Below are 16,238 nucleotides of genomic sequence, written 5' to 3' on the forward strand. Positions count from 1 at the left end.
CCTGGGGAAGAGGGCGGACCGTCGTCCACGGTCCTGTGGGGTGGGGTGGCGCTGCTCCTGTGGGGGTTACCGGACGGTATCCGCACAGGAGTTACCCCGGGTAGCACCGTGCCTATTACGGTTCAGTAACTTGACGCTCCGTCTAACAGTCGCGACGCGCGCCGCGCCCTCGGCCGGCTCCGCACCAGCCGTCGCCGACCCCGCACCAGCGGATCTACCGCCGGCTGCGCACCAGCAGATACAGGAAGTACGGCGTCCCGATCACCGCCGTCATCAGGCCGGCGCCGAGCTGCGCCGGGGCGATCACCGTGCGGCCGATCAGGTCCGCCGCGCAGACCAGCGCGGCGCCCAGCAGCAGGGCCACCGGGACGACACGCGCATGGCGCCGGCCCACCAGGGCGCGGGCCGCGTGCGGCGCGACCAGACCGACGAAGCCGATGGTGCCCGCACAGGCGACGGCGGTCGCGCTCAGCAGGACGGCCACCACCAGGAACCCCAGCCGGCCCGGCCCCAGCCGCAGACCGAGCAGCCGGGGCGTGTCCTCGTCCAGCGACACCAGATCCAGCTCGGTGCGCCGGGCGACGGCCACGACGACGCCCAGGGCCAGCACCAGCGCCACCGGCAGCACGTCGGGCAGGGTCCGCCCGTAGGTCGAACCCGACAGCCAGGTCAGCGCCTTGGTCGCGTTGAACGGGTCGGTGAGCACGATCAGCAGGCTGATCAGCGCCGTCGAGGCGGCGGCGACACCGACGCCCACGAGGACCAGCCGGTTCTGCCGGAAGCCGCCCCGCGCCGCCAGCCCGAAGACCAGCACGGCGGTGACCGCGGCGCCCCCGAAGGCCGCTCCCGCCACGCTCCACGACGCGGCGACGGGCGCGGTGGTCACCAGGATCACGGCGCCGAGCGCCGCGCCGCCGGACACCCCGAGGACGCCGGGCTCGGCCAGCGGATTGCGGGTCACCGCCTGCACCAGCGTGCCGGCCAGTGCCAGCGCCGCACCCGCGCACAGTGCCGCGAGCACCCGGGGCACCCGGGTGTCCAGGACGAAGGAGACGGTCCGGCCGGCCCGCCCCTGCGCCCAGTTGACGACATCGCCGAGCAGCAGCTTGGTGTCGCCGACCAGCACGGCGGCGACGACGAGGCCGACGAGCGCGGCCACCAGGACGGCCACGGTGGCCAGGAACACCGCCCGGCTCGGGATGCGCAGCCGGTCCGGCGCACCGGCCCCGGCGGTGTCCCGCAGCCGCACGGCCATCACCACGAGGAAGACGGCGCCGACCAGGCTGGTGACGACGCCGGTGGGCACGGCCACGGCGGTGTCCGAGGGGACCAGCGCCCGCAGCAGCACGTCCGAGCCGAGGACCAGCGCCGCGCCCGTCAGCCCGGCCGCGGGCACTGCCGCCCGCGAGCGGGCCAGACCGCGGAACCGGCGGGTGAGCGGGCGGACCAGCGCGGGCGCGCACAGACCGACGAACCCGATGGGCCCGGCCAGCGTCACCGCCGCGGCGGACAGCAGCGCGGCCAGCACGACCACGGTGACGCGGGTGGCCCGCACGGGGACGCCGAGGCCTCGCGCGGCGTCGTCGCCGAGGGCGAGCGCGTCGATCCGGCGGCCCGTCAGCAGCAGCCCCGCCAGGCCGGCCACGGCCAGGGGCAGCATCCACAGGACGCCGTCGAAGCCGTTCTGGCCGATGCTGCCCTGGTTCCACTGGTAGAGCCCTTCCGTCTGTTCGGGGAAGAGCAGCAGCAGACCCTCCGTCATGGAGTTCAGGCCCAGCATCAGCGCGGTGCCCGCCAGCACGAGCCGGACGGTGCCGGTGCCGAGCCCGGACAGTCCCAGCACGACGGCCGCCGCCGCCAGCCCGCCGGCGAAGGCGACGCCGGAGGAGGCGAGCATCGGCAGCGACAGGCCCGAGGCGCCGGCCACCCCGAGGGCGAGGTAGGAACCCGCGTTCACCGCGAGGGTGTCGGGGGAGGCCAGCACGTTGCGGCTGACCGCCTGGAGCACGGCGCCGGCCACGCCGAGGACGACGCCGACCAGGACGCCGGCGGTCATCCGGGGCAGCCGGGAGGCGATCACGACGGACGCGTCGGCCGGGTCGGCGCGGCCGGTGAGCGCCTTGAACACCTCCGCGGGCCGGACGGCGGCCGTGCCCTGGGTGACGTCGACGACGGCGAGGACGGCGACGAGGAGGACCAGCGCGGCCGTCACCGCGGCCGCGCCCGACCGGGACGTGACCGCCGGCGGACGACTCGGGGCGGGCTTGGTTGCGGTGACGGCCATGGCCTCGCTACTTCGTCAGGGCGGCGACGACGGAGTCGATGTACGCCTCCATCGACTCGGGACCGCCGAACATCCAGATGCCGTCGGGCAGCCGGTGCACGTCGCCCGCCTTCACGAACGGCAGGTTCTGCCACACGGAGTTCTTCGCCAGCGCACCGGTGAACGGCGTGCTGTTCTTGTCCCCGTCGCTGCCGATGTAGGCGAAGTGGGTGTCCTTCGGCAGCTCGGTCAGGCCCTCGACATCGGTGGAGGCGAGGCCGTAGCCGGGGTCGCCCTCGACCTTCCAGGCGTTCTTCAGGCCGATCTCCTCGTTGACGGCGCCGATCAGGGAGCCGGAGGTGTAGGGCCGGATGGAGACCTGGTTGGAGGTGACGTAGCCGTCGGCGAAGGCGAACGGGGCGCCGTCGAGTCCGGCGTCGGCGAGGGCCTTCTTGCCCTCGGCGACCTTGGCGTCGAAGTCCTCGCGGGCCTTCTTCGCCCGGTCCGTGGTGCCGGTGGCCTCGGCGATGAGGTCGAGGTTGGTGAACATCTGCCCGATCTGGTCGGAGGCGTCGGCGGCCTTCACCTCCAGGACCGGGGCGACCTCGCGCAGCTGCTTCACGGCGGCGGGCGGCAGGTCGTTGGTGGCGACGATGAGGTCGGGGGCGAGCGAGGCGATGGTGTCCATGCTGGGCTCGCCGCGGGTGCCGATGTCCTTGGGCGCGTTCTTCAGCGGGACGGTGGTGTCCCAGGTCTTGTAGCCCTTGACGTCGGCGACGCCGACCGGGTCGACGCCGAGGGTGAGGAGGCTCTCGACGACGTTCCACTCGGTGGCGACGACCTTCTTCGCGGGGCCGTCGAGCTTGACCTCCTTGCCGGCGCCGTCGGTGAGGGTGATGGCCTCGGCGGGCTTCTTCGATTCGTCGGCGGCGGGTTCGGTGGTGCCGCAGCCGGCGAGGGTGAGCGCCGCTGCGGTGGCGGTCGCGGCGGTGAGCAGGAGGCGTCTCATGAGGTGGTGCCGAGCCTTTCGGGTCGTATGTGGTGACGGCCGATCGGGCGGGTGCGCAGCCGGCCGGTGAGGGGGGCGGTGTCGACCTCGATGCGGATGCCGTAGACGGCGGTGAGGCGTTCCGCCGTGAGCACCTCCTCGGGCGGGCCGTCGGCGACGATCCGGCCCGCTTCGAGCAGCGTGATCCGGTCGGCGACGGCCGCGGCCTGGTCGAGGTCGTGCAGGACGACGCCGACGGCGATGCCGTGGTCGTCCGCCAGGTCGCGGATCAGGTCGAGCAGTTCGACCTGATAGCGCAGGTCCAGGTAGGTGGTGGGTTCGTCCAGGAGCAGGACGCCGGTCTCCTGGGCGAGGCAGCTCGCCAGCCACACCCGCTGCAACTGCCCACCGGACAGGTGGTCGGCGCCCCGGTCGGCGAGGTCGGTGACGCCGGTCAGGGCCAGGGCCCGGTCGACCGCCGCCGGGCCGTCCGGGTCCGGGCGCCCCCAGCGGCCCCGGTACGGGTAGCGGCCGAACTCCACGACGTCCCGGACGGTCAGCCCGCCGGGGGTCGGCCGCCCCTGGGTCAGCAGCGCGACGTACCGGGAGAACTCACGGGACGTCAGCGCCAGGCCGTCGGTGCTCCCGTCGATCCTGAGCGTGGCGCTGCGGGCGCGCTGCAACCGTGCGACGGTGCGCAGCAGCGTCGACTTGCCGCTGCCGTTCGGGCCCACGAGGACGGTCACCTCGCCGGGGCGGAGGCCGACCGCGGCGCCGTGCACCACGTCCACGCCGTCGTAGGCAACGGTCACGTCCGTGGCGGACAGCGCGTGGCCGCGCAGCCGGGAGGTGTCTGCCGCTTCTTCACCAGATCTCACCCGGCGAAGGTTAGCCTAACCTAAAAAGACCTGGTGAGAGGGGGTCGGTGTGCCGCGCGTCACGTTCCCTCGCCGCGGCCGTCCGGCGGTGCGGAGCAGGGCGTCAACTCGCCGCGCCACCCCGTGAGTTCCACAGGCCCGCGCGGTTCAGGGACTGCGGGCAGTGCAGGTAGATCTCGTCGATCTCCAGCAGCAGGGCGAGCTGCGGACGCCGGCCGTCGCGGGCCACGCCTCTCCCGTCCGGTGCCTGTCCTGTCCGGCGGCAGGGCCGCGTCCGCGCCACCGGCCGGCGACGCGGACGCGGCCCGGGCCGTTCGCCGGGGCCGGGGTCAGCCGGCCGTGTCCGTCACCGTCCAGCGCTGGTTGGCACCGGAGTTGGGCGGCCAGGTGGTGACCGCCGCACCCTCGTGGGTGGCCTGGCCGCCGACCTCCAGCAGCCGGCCGGTGGCCGCGTTGACCAGCGTCCAGGTGCCGTCCCCGGTGGTCGACGCGATCCACTCGGCTGCCGCGTCGCGCCGGCCGCTGCCGGGCTCCGCGACCGGCACGTCGTCGCGTACGGCGAGCCGCCGGTCCCCCGCCGGGTCGGTGAAGACGTAGCGCTGCCGCACACCGTCGCCGGGGCGCACCGCGCTCAGCCGCCACTGCTGCGCGGCGCTGCCGCCGGCCGTCTCGACGACCAGGTTCCGGCCGTCGCCGGCGACGGTCAGCGCCTTGCCGCTCTGCACGCCGGTCAGCGTGTACGTGCGGCCCTCGCGCAGCGTCGCCGCGTCCTCGGCGACCCCGGACACGCCCGTGATCTCGAAGGAGGTCACGGACTGCGCGGGCACGGTGAAGGCGGCCGTGCGCCCGTCGACGCCGATCGGGCGGTGTCGCCGGAGCTCGGCGCCGGCGCTGGTGACGACCGGGGTGACGGTGGCGTCGCGGCCGACGCGGCCGAACTCGGACAGATCGAGGGTGACCGTGCGGGGCGCGGTGGTGCGGTTGACGTGGACGACCGAGGCGCCCCGGCCGTCGCGGGTCACGGCGGCGGCGCTGGAGGGGTCGTTCACCTTGACGAGCCGGTCGCCGGGCTTGATGAAGTGGGTGAAGTTCCGGGCGGTGTCGTACTTGGTGTTGGTGCGGATCGGGCAGGTCTCGAGGGTGTCCTCGGACGTGCAGCTGAACGGGATCTGGATGCTGCCCCAGTTGCCGCCCTTCGCCGACTCGCCGCCCGGCCTCATGTTGTCGTAGTCCTCGACCGGCTGCCAGAACACCCAGGCCCGGGGTTCCAGTTCCCGCAGGTCGTCGACGATGTGCTGGGCGAGCCCGAGGCCGGGGCGCATGTCGGTGAAGTCCTGGCCGTCGCCCCAGTCGCCGCCCACCTCGCTCATCCACAGCGGCTTGTCCGCGGCCTTGGCGAGGTCCCGCACGGTGGTGCGCTGCCCGGTGCCGTAGGTGTGCACGTTCATCCGGCCCACCAGGTCGCGGTCGGCCTGGGTGTAGGCGCTCCAGTTGCGGGCGAACGTACCGGGGTTGGTCTCGTCCATCGCCGCAATCCGCGCCCCGGTCCCGGCCTCCTTCAGCGCGGGCGCCAGGGCCTGGAGGACCTCGCGCTGGAGCCCGGGGCTCATGTGGGCACCCTCCTGGCGACCGCCGACGGGTTCGCCGTCGGGGCCGAGACGGGTGCTCCAGTAGGGCGTGTTGGGCTCGTTGAACGGGTCGACGGTGTCGACCCGGATGCCGTGCGCCCTCTCCAGCCGCCTGGTGGCGCCCGCCAGGTACGCGGCGAAGTCGTCGACCGACTCCGGCCTGAGCTGGTCGGCCTCGGCGTCGAAGCCGCCCGAGACATAGCCGCTGACGGTCATGAACCAGGGCGGGGAGTTGCTGAACGTCTCCCAGTGGTCCACGTCGTCCTTGATGCGCTCGACCCACCAGCGCTGGCCGGCGTCGGCGTCCTCCCGCCAGTCAGCCGGGTCGTCGGCGCTCCACCAGTCGGTGTCCTCGCGGGTGGTGCCCTCGGGCGCCCGCCACCAGCCCTCGACGGCGCCGCCGGCCCGCAGGTAGTCCTCGACGTCGGGGGCGTTGCCGCCGCCGATGTTGTAGCGGGCGATGTTCAGCGCCAGACCGTCCTCGCCGAAGAGCATGCCGGCGAGCCTCTCGCGGATCTCGGGCGGGTAGTCGCCGGTGGCGTTGGCGAACCAGACCAGGCTGGTGCCCCAGCCCTGGAACCGCTCCTGCCGGTACGACGGGTCGGGCCGGACGGTGACGGAGGCGGCGGCCTCGGCCGGCGCCGCCGGGGCCGGGGCGCCGGCCAGCGAGGCGCCGGCGGCCAGAACGGTCAGCAGCGCGGCCGGCAGGAGCCGTCTGCTGCGGTTGCGGCGTGCCATCGTGTGCTCCCAACTGAAGGTGTGGTCGCTGCGGTGGCCCCTGCCGGCCGCGGGCGGACGGCGGGGGAGGGCCCCGGAACCAGTGCGTGCCGTCCCGGGATTCGTGGGCGTGCGGGTGGTGCCTCGATGCGCCGTTCCTCAGGCGGGGGCGGGCTGTCGCAGGACGGCGACCTCCCGGGGGCCGAGCACGACGGTGCCGTCGTCCTCGGCGGTGCCGGTCAGCACGTCGCCGGTGAGCCCGGCGACGGGCACCCGGTCGTCCGTCCGGTTGACCAGGAACAGGAACCGGACGCCGTCCCCCCGGCGAACGGTCGCCTCGACCCGGCCGCGCGCGTCGGCGGGCAGTCCGCTGCGGACGCCGGTCGGCTCCAGCAGCCGGGGGAGCAGCGCGGTGAGCCCCTCGACGCCGAGCCGGGTGGAGACGTAGGCGGCGGAGCCGTCGCCCGTCGGACGGCGGGTGACCGCGGGGCGGCCCGCCTGCTCGCCGGTGCGGTACCGGGCGAGGACCTCGGTCTCCGGCGCGGTCACGGTGATCCGGTCGGTCCACAGGGTGCCCGTCGTGGCGTCGTCGAGTTCCACGCGGTCCCCGGCGGGCAGCGGGCCGAACTCCTCGATGCGGATGCCGAGCAGGTCCCGCAGGGCACCGGGGTAGCCGCCCAGCCAGACGTGGTCGTTCTCGTCGACGATGCCGGAGAAGTACGTGGTGACCAGGTGCCCGCCCTGCTCGGCGTAGCGGGTGAGGTCCTTGGCCAGCTCGCCGGGCACCAGGTGCAGTACCGGCGCGATCAGCACCCGGTGGCGGCCGAGGCCGGCGCGGGTGGTGACGACGTCCGCGCGGACGCCCAGGGCGAGCAGCGCGGAGTACCAGTCCAGGGCCTCCCGGTGGTAGCTCAGCAGGGAGGTGGGGTGGGAGTCCTGCTCGGCGGCCCACCACGACTGCCAGTCGAAGAGGATGCCCACCTCGGCGGGCTCGCGTTCGCTGCCCGCGACCGGCGCCAGCGCCCGGAGCGTGCGGCCCAGCTCCGTCACGGCCCGGAACACGTCACTGTCCGCGCCGGCGTGCGGCACCATCGCCGAGTGGTACTTCTCGGCGCCCGCCGCCGACTGCCGCCACTGGAAGAAGCAGACCGCGTCGGCGCCGTGCGCCACGTGCAGCAGCGAGTCGCGGGCCAGTTCCCCGGGCCGCTTGGCCAGGTTGACCGGCTGCCAGTTCACGGCGCTGGTGGAGTGCTCCATCAGGAACCAGGGCCGCCCGCCGGCGATGCCGCTGGTGAGATTGGCGGAGAAGGACAGCTCGTCGCGGTCCTGCGGGCCGGGGTGGACGTAGTGGTCGTTGGCGACGAAGTCGACCTCGTCGGCCCAGTCCGCGTAGTCCATGCCCTTGGTGCCGCCCATCACCATGAAGTTGGTGGTGACCGGGACCTCGGGCGTCAGCTCGCGCAGGATCGCCCGCTCCGCGCGCAGATGGTCCTTCAGCGCGTCCGAGGAGAACCGTTTGAAGTCCAGCTGCTGCGTGGGATTGGGGTGGGAGGCGGCGAGCCGCGGCGGCAGGATCTGCTCCCAGTCGCCGTAGCGCTGCGACCAGAACGCCGTCCCCCAGGCGTTGTTGAGCGCGTCCAGCGTCGTGTAGCGGGCGCGCAGCCAGTCCCGGAAGGCGCGGGCGGCGTCGTCGGAGTGGTCGTAGACGTTGTGGCAGCCCAGCTCGTTGTTGACGTGCCAGGCCACGAGGGCCGGATGGTCCGCGTACCGGGTGGCCAGCTTCCGCACCAGCTCGAGGGCGTGCTCCCGGAAGACCGGCGAGGTCGGGCGCCAGTGCTGCCGGGCTCCCGGCCACACCGTCTCCCCGCGCTCGGTGACCGGCAGGACCTCCGGGTGGGCGGTGGTCAGCCAGGGCGGCGGCGAGGCGGTGGCGGTGGCCAGGTCGACGCCGACGCCGCCCGCGTGCAGCAGGTCCATGACCTCGTCCAGCCAGCCGAAGTCCCACTGGCCGGGGCCGGGCTGGAGGCGGGCCCAGGAGAAGATGCCGACGGAGACGACGTTGACGCCGGCCTCGCGCATCAGCCGTACGTCCTCCTCCCACACCTCCCGGGGCCACTGCTCGGGGTTGTAGTCGGCGCCGTACAGCAGCCGGGGGGCGGGGGCACCGTCCGTTCCGTGCGACAGGCGGGACAGGAGGGTGGAGATCATGGCGGTCCTTCCGGTGGGGTGGGCGGTGGTGCGTCGGCTTCCGGGCTACCGCCCGACGGTGAACCCCTGCTCGTCGCCGTACTCGACGGATGCCTCCTGCCAGGACCTCAGGCCATCGGCGAGCGTGGTCGAGGAGACGTAGGCCTTGCCGACGGTGTCGTTGAAGACCGAGTTGGCGTACACCTGGTAGGGCAGGTACGACCAGTCGCCGGCGACGTTCGCGGCGGACTCGGCGAAGATCTCGTTGGCCCGCTGGCCGCCGAAGTAGGGGAACTCGGTGTTCTGGAACTCCTCGGACTCCAGGTCGGCGGTGGTCGCCGGGAAGGCGCCCGCGTCGATCCGGGTCTTGACGCCCTCGCCGGCGTTGGCGTATTCGACGAACGCGTAGGCCAGGGCCTCGTTCCCGCCGAGTTCGGGCAGGACCAGCGCGCTGCCGCCGTTCTCGGCACTGGCGTCGCCGCCCGCGGTCCACTGCGGCAGCGGCGCCACGCGCCAGTCACCGGCGGCCTCCTGCACACCGGAGGCGAGGTTGGCGGGCATCCAGGCGCCGATGGCGAGGGTCGCGATCGTGCCGTCGCCGAGGCCCTTGTACCACTCGTCGGACCAGCTGGTGACGGGGGCGAGCAGCTCGTCGTCCAGGAGCTTCTGCCAGGTCTCGGTGTACTGCCGGGCGCCCTCGTCGCCGAAGTCGATGGTGACGTCGGTGCCGTCGACCGTGTAGGGCCGGGAGCCGGCCTGCCAGAGCATGCTGGTGGTGAACCCGGCGTCCCCGGTGTCGTTGGTGATGTACGCCTCCGGGTTCGCCTCGTGCAGGGCGCGGGCGGCGTCGACGTACTCGTCCCAGGTGGTGGGGACCTCGATGTCGTACCGGTCGAAGACCTTCTTGTTGTAGAACAGGGCCATCGGGCCGGAGTCCATGGGCAGGCCGTGTACGCCGTCGCCGGCCCGCACCCCCTTCCACGGGCCGGGGGAGTAGCGCCCGGCCAGCTCGTCCGCGCCGAACGCCGTCAGATCGGTGAGCTGGTCGGTCAGCGCGTACTGGCCCATGGCGTAGTACTCGACCTGGGCGACGTCGGGCACGCCCTTCTGCGCCGAGATGGCGTTCTGGAGGGCGGTGTACTGCTCGTTGTTGGTGCCGGCGTTGACCAGGTTCACCTCGACGCCGGGGTGTTCCTTCTCGAAGTCGGCGGCCACCTGCTTCAGCGTGGGCTCCCAGGCCCAGACGGTGATCGTGCCGCCCTTGTCCAGGGCCGCGTCGATGTCCGCCCGGGACACCGCCCTCCCTTCCGTTCCCCCGCCGTCGGAGCCACCGCAGGCGGTCGCTGCCAGGGCGAGGGCGCAGACGAGGCCGATGCCGCGCAGCAGGCGGCGTGAGTGCTTGCGCATGTGGGTGCTTCCACTTCGTCGTGGGACAGGGACAGGCGTGGGGGAGTGAGGCCCGCCGGCGGGGCGGGCCGGGGTCATTCCTTGACACTTCCGGCGGCCAGGCCGGACTGCCAGTACTTCTGGAGCAGCAGGAACGCGGCGACCAGCGGCAGGACGGTGAGGAGCGAGCCGGTGACGACCAGGTGGAAGACGGGCTCGCCGCCCGCCGTCCCCGCCTGGGCGTTCCAGCTGTCCAGGCCGAGCGTCAGCGGATACCAGTCGGGATCCTTGAGCATGATCAGCGGCAGGAAGTAGTTGTTCCAGGTCGCGACCATCGTGAACAGCAGGACGGTGACGACGCCGGGCGCGAGCAGCGGCAGCGCCACCGTGAAGAAGGTGCGTGCCTCGCCCGCCCCGTCGATCCGGGCGGCCTCCATCAGCTCCGTGGGAATCGCCTCGGTGGCGAAGACCCACATCAGGTACAGCCCGAACGGCGAGATCAGCGACGGGACGATCACCGCCCAGGGGGTGTCGGTGAGGCCCATCTCGCTGAACATCAGGAAGGTCGGCACCGCGAGTGCCGTACCCGGCACGGCCACCGCGCCGATGACGACCGCGAACACCGCCCGCCGGCCGGGGAAGTCGAACTTGGCGAGGGCGTAACCGCCCAGCACGGCCAGGAAGGTGGCGCCGCCCGCGCCCACGACCACGTACAGCACGGTGTTCAGCAGCCAGCGGGTGAAGACGCCGTCGTCGTAGGTGAACGTCTCGGCCAGGTTGTCCCACAGCGCGAAGTCGCCGTCGAACCACAGGCCGGACGAACGGGCCAGCCCCTCCTGGGACTTGGTGGCGCTGATCAGCAGCCAGACGAGCGGTACGAGGCTGTAGAGCAGCACCAGGGACGTCAAGGCGGTGAGCAGCACGCTGCGCCGGGGCCGGCCCGGCGTGTACCGGCGGCGCGGCCCGCGCAGCCGGGGCGCGGAGCGGGCGGTGCGGGGCCGGGCGGCCGGGCGGCGGCCGGAGGCGGTGGTGACGGTACCGGTCATCGCTGCGTAAACGCTCCCTTGCGCATGCCGCGCAGCTGGACGGCATAGGCGATCACCATGGTGATCAGCCCCATGACGATCGCGACCGTCGCGGAGTAGTTGTGCTGCTGCCCGTTGAAGGACAGCGAGTAGGTGTACAGGTTGGGTGTGTAGTCGGTGGTGAGGGCGTTGGGCGCCAGGGGCCGCAGGATGCTGGGCTCGTTGAACAGCTGGAAGCTGCCGATGACCGAGAAGATCGTGGCGATGACCAGGGCACCGCGCAGCGCGGGGAGCTTGACGGCGGTGACGACCCGGAACTGCCCGGCGCCGTCGATCTCCGCGGCCTCGTACAGCGAGTGCGGCACCACGCGCAGCGCGGAGTAGAAGATCAGCATGTTGTAGCCGACGAACTCCCAGGTGACGATGTTGCCGAGGGCGGCCAGCATCAGGTCCGGGGAGAGCGGGTCGGGCAGCGAGACGCCCAGCGCCTCGTTCACGTCGCCCACCAGCCCGAAGCGGCTGCCGTACATGAACCCCCACATCAGGGTGGCGACCACCGCGGGCACGGCGTACGGCAGGAAGATCGACACCCGGAAGAAGTCCCGGCCGTAGAGGCGTCCGCTGTCCAGGGCCAGGGCGACGAGCAGGGCGATGCCCAGCATGACCGGCACCTGGACGGCCAGGAAGAGCGAGACCCGGCCGAGCGCGGCCCAGAACCGGTCGTCCGTCAGGGCCTGCCGGTAGTTGTCCAGGCCGACGAAGGTGGTGCCGCCGATGAGCTGGTCGCGGAAGAGGCTCAGGTAGAGCGAGTACGCGATCGGCGCGAGGAAGACCAGGGCGAAGACGGCCACGAACGGCCCGAGGAAACCCCATCCGGTCCACGAGTGGCGGTCCCGTCTCACCGGGGGCGGTGCCGGCCGCGGCCCGGCGGCCGCCGGCGGTTGCAGCGTCGTCATGTGGTCCCTCGTTCGTCCCGGTCCGGCTGGTGATGTTTGCGTAAACATCGGCCACCGCGAAACGCCGGCGGGGGTGTTATGTTTACGTAAACATCCGACGGCGGCATGTCTACACTGCCCCGATGACGGCGGTCAAGGGTCCCTTCGGGAAACCCGCTGACGGGCCGCGACGAGGACGACGGGACACGAGGGAGAGGCGGCGGACGGCGAGTGGACACGGTGGAGAGCGCCCCGGCGGGCGGGCCGGCCGAGGGGACGGGGCGCCGGCGCCGCGCCCGCGACCGGACGGCTTCGATGGCGGACGTGGCCCGGCTCGCGGGCGTCTCCTCGCAGACCGTCTCCCGGGTGTCCAACGGCTACGCCGGCGTCACCGAGGAGACCCGGCGCCAGGTGCTCGCGGCGATGCAGGAGCTGGGCTACCGGCCCAACAGCGCGGCCCGCGCGCTCAAGCGGGGCGAGTTCCGCACCATCGGCGTCATCACCTTCAGCCTGTCCACGACGGGCAATGTGCGCACCCTCGAGGCCATCGCCACCTCGGCGGCGGCGGAGGGCTACGCGGTGACCCTGATGCCGGTCGCCCTGCCCACCCAGGACGAGGTGCGCGGCGCGTTCACCCGGCTCGAGGAGCTGGCCGTCGACGCCGTGATCGTCATCATGGAGGTCCATCTGCTGGACGCGGCGACCGTCCGGCTGCCGCCCCATGTGCAGGTCGTGGTCGTGGACTCCGACGCGGGCGACCACTACACGGTCGTCGACACCGACCAGGCGGGCGGCTCCCGGGCCGCTGTCCGGCATCTGCTCGGCCTCGGGCACGAGACGGTGTGGCACCTCGCCGGCCCGGAGGGCTCCTTCGCCGCCCAGCGCCGCGCGGACGCCTGGCGGAGGACGCTCACCGAGGCCGGCCGCACCCCGCCGCCGCTGCTGCGGGGCGACTGGTCGGCGGACTCCGGTCACCGGGCCGGGCTGGAGCTGGCCGCCCGCGCGGAGTGCACCGCCGTCTTCGCGGCCAACGACCAGATGGCCCTGGGGCTGCTGCGCGCCCTGCACGAACGCGGCCGGCGGGTCCCGCAGGACGTCAGCGTCATCGGCTTCGACGACATCCCGGAGGCCGGTTCCTTCCTGCCGCCGCTGACCACCGTGCACCAGGATTTCGCCGAGGTGGGGCGGCTGTGCGTGGACGCGGTACTGCGCAAGATGCGCCAGGACGGGCCGGACCGGGGCACCACCCTGGTGCCGACCCGGCTGGTGACCCGCGCGAGCACGGCACCGCCCCCGTCCGGCTGACCGCGCCCGGGCCGCCTGCGGTCGCCGGCCGCCTCCGGGGCCCCGGCGGCCGGGCCGGTGCGGTCAGGGCGCGCCGGTGCGGGTCCACCAGTGGTGCTCGCAGAACCAGCGCCCGACGAGCGCCCCGCCGAACACGACGAACCCGACCCCGATCAGCCACGACTCCACCACCAGCACGATCCCCACCGTTCCGTAGCTGATGGCGTTGTCCAGGATGAGCGGGGTGAAGACCAGGTGCGAGAAGCCCCGCAGGCCGATCAGCCCCACCATCGTGGCGACCGCCCCGGGCAGCAGATCCCGCCAGCGCACCTGGCTGCCCAGCAGGAAGTGCTGCCCCCACCAGAAGAACAGCACGCTGGCCACGATGGACAGCACGATCCGCAGCGAGCCGTGCACGGCGGTGCGGGTCTGCACCTCCTGGTAGAGGTAGGCGGTCAGCGCCACCACCCAGGTCAGCTGGCGCCAGACCCGGTGCCAGGGCCCCGAGGGAAGCCCCCAGATCCGCTCGTACCCGTTCTGCACGCTCCCGGCGAAGGACACGCCGAACACCACCAGGGCGATACCGCCCCACACGCTGGTGGTGCCGACGACCTTCGTGGGCGGGCTGATGATGTCCGTCAGCACCCGGGCGGACCGCCCGGTCAGCCCCATGCCGTCGGCCAGCCACGCGGCGAAACCACCGCGCGCCAGCGGGTCGGCGGCGGCCACCACGATCAGCAGCGGCGCCAGGGTGACCAGGGCGAGCGTGGCGAAGCCGAGCGCCCGGTGCATCAGCTCCAGGTCACGGCCGCGCCGGATGAGGGCGGTCGCGGCCAGCCGTTCCCACGCGTGCGGGAGCCGGTGCCGGTACCGGTTCACGAATGCTCCTCGGTGCGGTCCCCCGATGGCAGGGAGCCCCTCGGAAGTCGGGAATTCCGATCATAAGGGCATAAATGAGCCTAGGGGGCGGTGCGATGCGTCCCTCGAGGAGCGTGCCGCCGGTGGTGGCCGCGCCGTGGGCGGTTCACGGGTCGGTGTGGTGCCGCAGGTGCTCGTTGTGCCACAGGATCGCGCGCCGGATCTGCGGTTCGTCCAGGCCGGTGCGGCAGCCGAGCTGCTCCAGGGTGAGGGCGGGGGTCCCGGCGGTCAGCTCCCGGGAGAGCTTGGCCGCCCAGAGTTCCTCCTCCACGAACGGCCGGTGCCGGTAGCCCTCCTTGATCACGTCGAAGTGGGCGTCGCCGCAGGCGGTGACCCGGCGCAGCCCGTCGTGCCAGTTCCGGACGGGGTGCGCGGCGGAGGAGTCCGGGACGTACCCGGTCACCGCCCGGTCCGCGGGGAACGTCGTGCCGCACAGGTCGCACAGCTCCAGGGGGGCGGGCCTGCCCGGTCGCCGCCTGCTGCGCCAGCGTTTGAACATCGCGACTCCCGGTGCTCGTCGGCCTCCGCCGGGCCGGTACCGAAAGCCCGGCGCCGCTGTGCAGGAGTTACCCGCTGCGGCCGGGACAAACGCGTCCCGGTCACAGCCGCGTCCGGTGGTATCGGGGCCGGCCGGTGACCGGTGGTGCGAGGGCCGGTGGGCGCTGGCACGAGGGTCAGTGCCGGGCGGTACGAAGCTCAGTGCCGGTCGGTACGAGGGCCGGGCCCGTCCCCGGACCGCCCGTCCTGTGGGCCGGTCGTGCGCAGCCGCAGCCGGTCGAGGCGGACGATGACGGGGGAGGCGGTCACCCCGTGCAGGACGACGGAGGCGAGGACGGTGAAGGTCACCACGGCCCACAGCTCCTCGGCCGGCACGGGGAAGTCCTGGGTGCCGAGCGCGTACGCGAGATAGAACAGCGAGCCGATGCCGCGGATGCCGAAGAAGGCGGTCACCAGGCGTTCCCGGGGGCCGGCGGCCGTCCCGGGCAGCGCGGTCCAGCCGGCCAGGGGCCGCACCGCCACCAGCAGCAGCAGTCCGACGAGCGCACCCTGCCAGGTCAGCGCCCCCAGGGCGCCCTGGGCGACGTAGGCGCCGAGGGCGAACAGCAGGCCGGCCGTCAGCAGCCGTTCGACCTGTTCGACGAAGTCGTGCAGGACGGTGTGGTACCCGTGGGCGCGTTCACCGGCCCGGATCCGGCAGGCGGTGACGAAGACCGCGAGGAAGCCGTAGCCGTGGGCCAGTTCGGTCAGCCCGTAGGCGAGGAACGTGGCGCCCAGGGCGACGAAGCCCTCCCGGTGCTCGGACAGCCGCATCTCCCGCCGGCCGGCGCGGAAGAAGAGCCAGCCGAGCAGCCGGCCCATCACCAGGCCGCCCAGGACGCCGACCGCGCACTTGTACGCCACGTCGACCAGCAGCCAGTGGCCGATCCAGGCGCCCGACCAGCCGGCCCCCGCGGCGGCGGCCAGGCCGGTGGCCGCCAGGACGAGGGGGAAGGCCAGCCCGTCGTTGAGGCCGGCCTCGCTGGTCAGCGCGAAACGCACCTCGTCCTCGTCGTGCTCGGAGTCGGTCGGGGCGCCCACCCGCACCTCGGAGGCGAGGACCGGGTCCGTGGGCGCCAGCACGGCGGCCAGCAGCAGCGCGGCGGCCGGTGGCCAGTCCAGCAGCAGCCAGGCGAGCACGGCGGTCGCGGCGACGGTCAGCGGCATGGTGAGCCCCAGCAGCCGCCAGGTCGCGCGCCACCGGCGCAGGCCCGGGGGGCGGTTCAGGGAGAGCCCGGCACCCATCAGCGAGATGACGACACAGATCTCGGTGATGTGCTCCGCCCACAGCCGGTCGTCCACCGGGTCGATGTCGGGCACGGGCGTCGGCAGGGCGTGGAAGAGCATTCCGCAGACGACGAAGACGAGCGGTACGGACAGCGGCCTTCCGGCCACCACGCGGGGCAGCACGGCGGCGGCGAGCGCACCCGCGCCGAGCAGCGCGAGGAGGAAGTCGGCCGGGGTCATCGCTGACAGGTGCCCCCGGTCGCCG

12 protein-coding genes and 1 pseudogene are annotated in these 16,238 nt (G+C 73.3%); 1 reads left to right on the forward strand and 12 read right to left on the reverse strand.

The features are described from left to right. Positions 1-214 precede the first annotated feature (214 nt). From ACZ45Q_RS31670 to ACZ45Q_RS31710, 9 genes and pseudogenes are all read right to left on the reverse strand, one after another. Complete coding sequence (locus tag ACZ45Q_RS31670) at positions 215-2,284, reverse strand: iron ABC transporter permease (RefSeq protein WP_468267737.1); 2,070 nt, start codon at positions 2,282-2,284, stop codon at positions 215-217. Positions 2,285-2,291: 7 nt separating this feature from the next. Further along, on the reverse strand, positions 2,292-3,272 hold the full coding sequence (locus tag ACZ45Q_RS31675; RefSeq protein ID WP_468267740.1) for an ABC transporter substrate-binding protein: 981 nt from the start codon (positions 3,270-3,272) through the stop codon (positions 2,292-2,294). Beyond that, entirely contained in the window at positions 3,269-4,129 is an 861-nt protein-coding gene (locus tag ACZ45Q_RS31680; protein WP_468267743.1) for an ABC transporter ATP-binding protein, read from the reverse strand. The genes ACZ45Q_RS31675 and ACZ45Q_RS31680 overlap by 4 nt, the downstream gene beginning before the upstream one ends. A 103-nt stretch (positions 4,130-4,232) precedes the next feature. Continuing rightward, positions 4,233-4,352: pseudogene (locus tag ACZ45Q_RS31685) on the reverse strand (pyridoxamine 5'-phosphate oxidase family protein); the annotation flags it as partial. Positions 4,353-4,458: 106 nt separating this feature from the next. Next, a complete protein-coding gene (locus tag ACZ45Q_RS31690) occupies positions 4,459-6,495 on the reverse strand; it encodes an RICIN domain-containing protein (protein ID WP_468267746.1) in 2,037 nt (678 codons plus the stop codon). 138 nt (positions 6,496-6,633) lie between these two features. Then, entirely contained in the window at positions 6,634-8,682 is a 2,049-nt protein-coding gene (locus ACZ45Q_RS31695; RefSeq protein WP_468267749.1) for a beta-galactosidase, read from the reverse strand. A 45-nt stretch (positions 8,683-8,727) separates the two neighbouring features. Continuing rightward, positions 8,728-10,068, reverse strand: coding sequence for an ABC transporter substrate-binding protein (locus ACZ45Q_RS31700; RefSeq protein WP_468267752.1), 1,341 nt, complete (start codon positions 10,066-10,068; stop codon positions 8,728-8,730). A gap of 74 nt (positions 10,069-10,142) precedes the next feature. Beyond that, a complete protein-coding gene (locus tag ACZ45Q_RS31705; RefSeq protein WP_468267754.1) occupies positions 10,143-11,093 on the reverse strand; it encodes a carbohydrate ABC transporter permease in 951 nt (316 codons plus the stop codon). After that, positions 11,090-12,028, reverse strand: a complete 939-nt coding sequence (locus tag ACZ45Q_RS31710) for a carbohydrate ABC transporter permease (protein WP_468267757.1) — start codon at positions 12,026-12,028, stop codon at positions 11,090-11,092. The genes ACZ45Q_RS31705 and ACZ45Q_RS31710 overlap by 4 nt, the downstream gene beginning before the upstream one ends. A gap of 210 nt (positions 12,029-12,238) precedes the next feature. Between ACZ45Q_RS31710 and ACZ45Q_RS31715 the strand changes: the two genes are divergently transcribed. Beyond that, on the forward strand, positions 12,239-13,312 hold the full coding sequence (locus tag ACZ45Q_RS31715; protein ID WP_468267760.1) for a LacI family DNA-binding transcriptional regulator: 1,074 nt from the start codon (positions 12,239-12,241) through the stop codon (positions 13,310-13,312). Positions 13,313-13,375: 63 nt separating this feature from the next. Here the strand turns inward: ACZ45Q_RS31715 and ACZ45Q_RS31720 are convergent, their stop codons facing one another. From ACZ45Q_RS31720 to ACZ45Q_RS31730, 3 genes are all read right to left on the reverse strand, one after another. Continuing rightward, positions 13,376-14,170 (reverse strand): ribonuclease BN, encoded by a 795-nt coding sequence (locus ACZ45Q_RS31720; protein ID WP_468267763.1) that lies wholly within the window; start codon positions 14,168-14,170, stop codon positions 13,376-13,378. Positions 14,171-14,315: 145 nt separating this feature from the next. Beyond that, the gene (locus ACZ45Q_RS31725) at positions 14,316-14,708 is read right to left on the reverse strand and encodes a hypothetical protein (protein WP_468267766.1); all 393 of its coding nucleotides are present in this window, start codon (positions 14,706-14,708) and stop codon (positions 14,316-14,318) included. A gap of 197 nt (positions 14,709-14,905) precedes the next feature. Then, positions 14,906-16,213 (reverse strand): cation:proton antiporter, encoded by a 1,308-nt coding sequence (locus ACZ45Q_RS31730; RefSeq protein WP_468267769.1) that lies wholly within the window; start codon positions 16,211-16,213, stop codon positions 14,906-14,908. Positions 16,214-16,238: the final 25 nt, after the last annotated feature.

The sequence above is a fragment of the Streptomyces sp. NPDC031049 genome (genome assembly GCF_055571015.1).

Excerpts from the sequence above, each read along its gene's own strand:
- ACZ45Q_RS31690 (WP_468267746.1), bottom strand. The coding sequence starts at position 6,495 with ATGGCACGCCGCAACCGCAGCAGACGGCTCCTGCCGGCCGCGCTGCTG.
- ACZ45Q_RS31675 (WP_468267740.1), bottom strand. The coding sequence starts at position 3,272 with ATGAGACGCCTCCTGCTCACCGCCGCGACCGCCACCGCAGCGGCGCTC.
- ACZ45Q_RS31730 (WP_468267769.1), bottom strand. The coding sequence starts at position 16,213 with ATGACCCCGGCCGACTTCCTCCTCGCGCTGCTCGGCGCGGGTGCGCTC.
- ACZ45Q_RS31710 (WP_468267757.1), bottom strand. The coding sequence starts at position 12,028 with ATGACGACGCTGCAACCGCCGGCGGCCGCCGGGCCGCGGCCGGCACCG.
- ACZ45Q_RS31725 (WP_468267766.1), bottom strand. The coding sequence starts at position 14,708 with ATGTTCAAACGCTGGCGCAGCAGGCGGCGACCGGGCAGGCCCGCCCCC.
- ACZ45Q_RS31695 (WP_468267749.1), bottom strand. The coding sequence starts at position 8,682 with ATGATCTCCACCCTCCTGTCCCGCCTGTCGCACGGAACGGACGGTGCC.
- ACZ45Q_RS31700 (WP_468267752.1), bottom strand. The coding sequence starts at position 10,068 with ATGCGCAAGCACTCACGCCGCCTGCTGCGCGGCATCGGCCTCGTCTGC.
- ACZ45Q_RS31705 (WP_468267754.1), bottom strand. The coding sequence starts at position 11,093 with ATGACCGGTACCGTCACCACCGCCTCCGGCCGCCGCCCGGCCGCCCGG.
- ACZ45Q_RS31670 (WP_468267737.1), bottom strand. The coding sequence starts at position 2,284 with ATGGCCGTCACCGCAACCAAGCCCGCCCCGAGTCGTCCGCCGGCGGTC.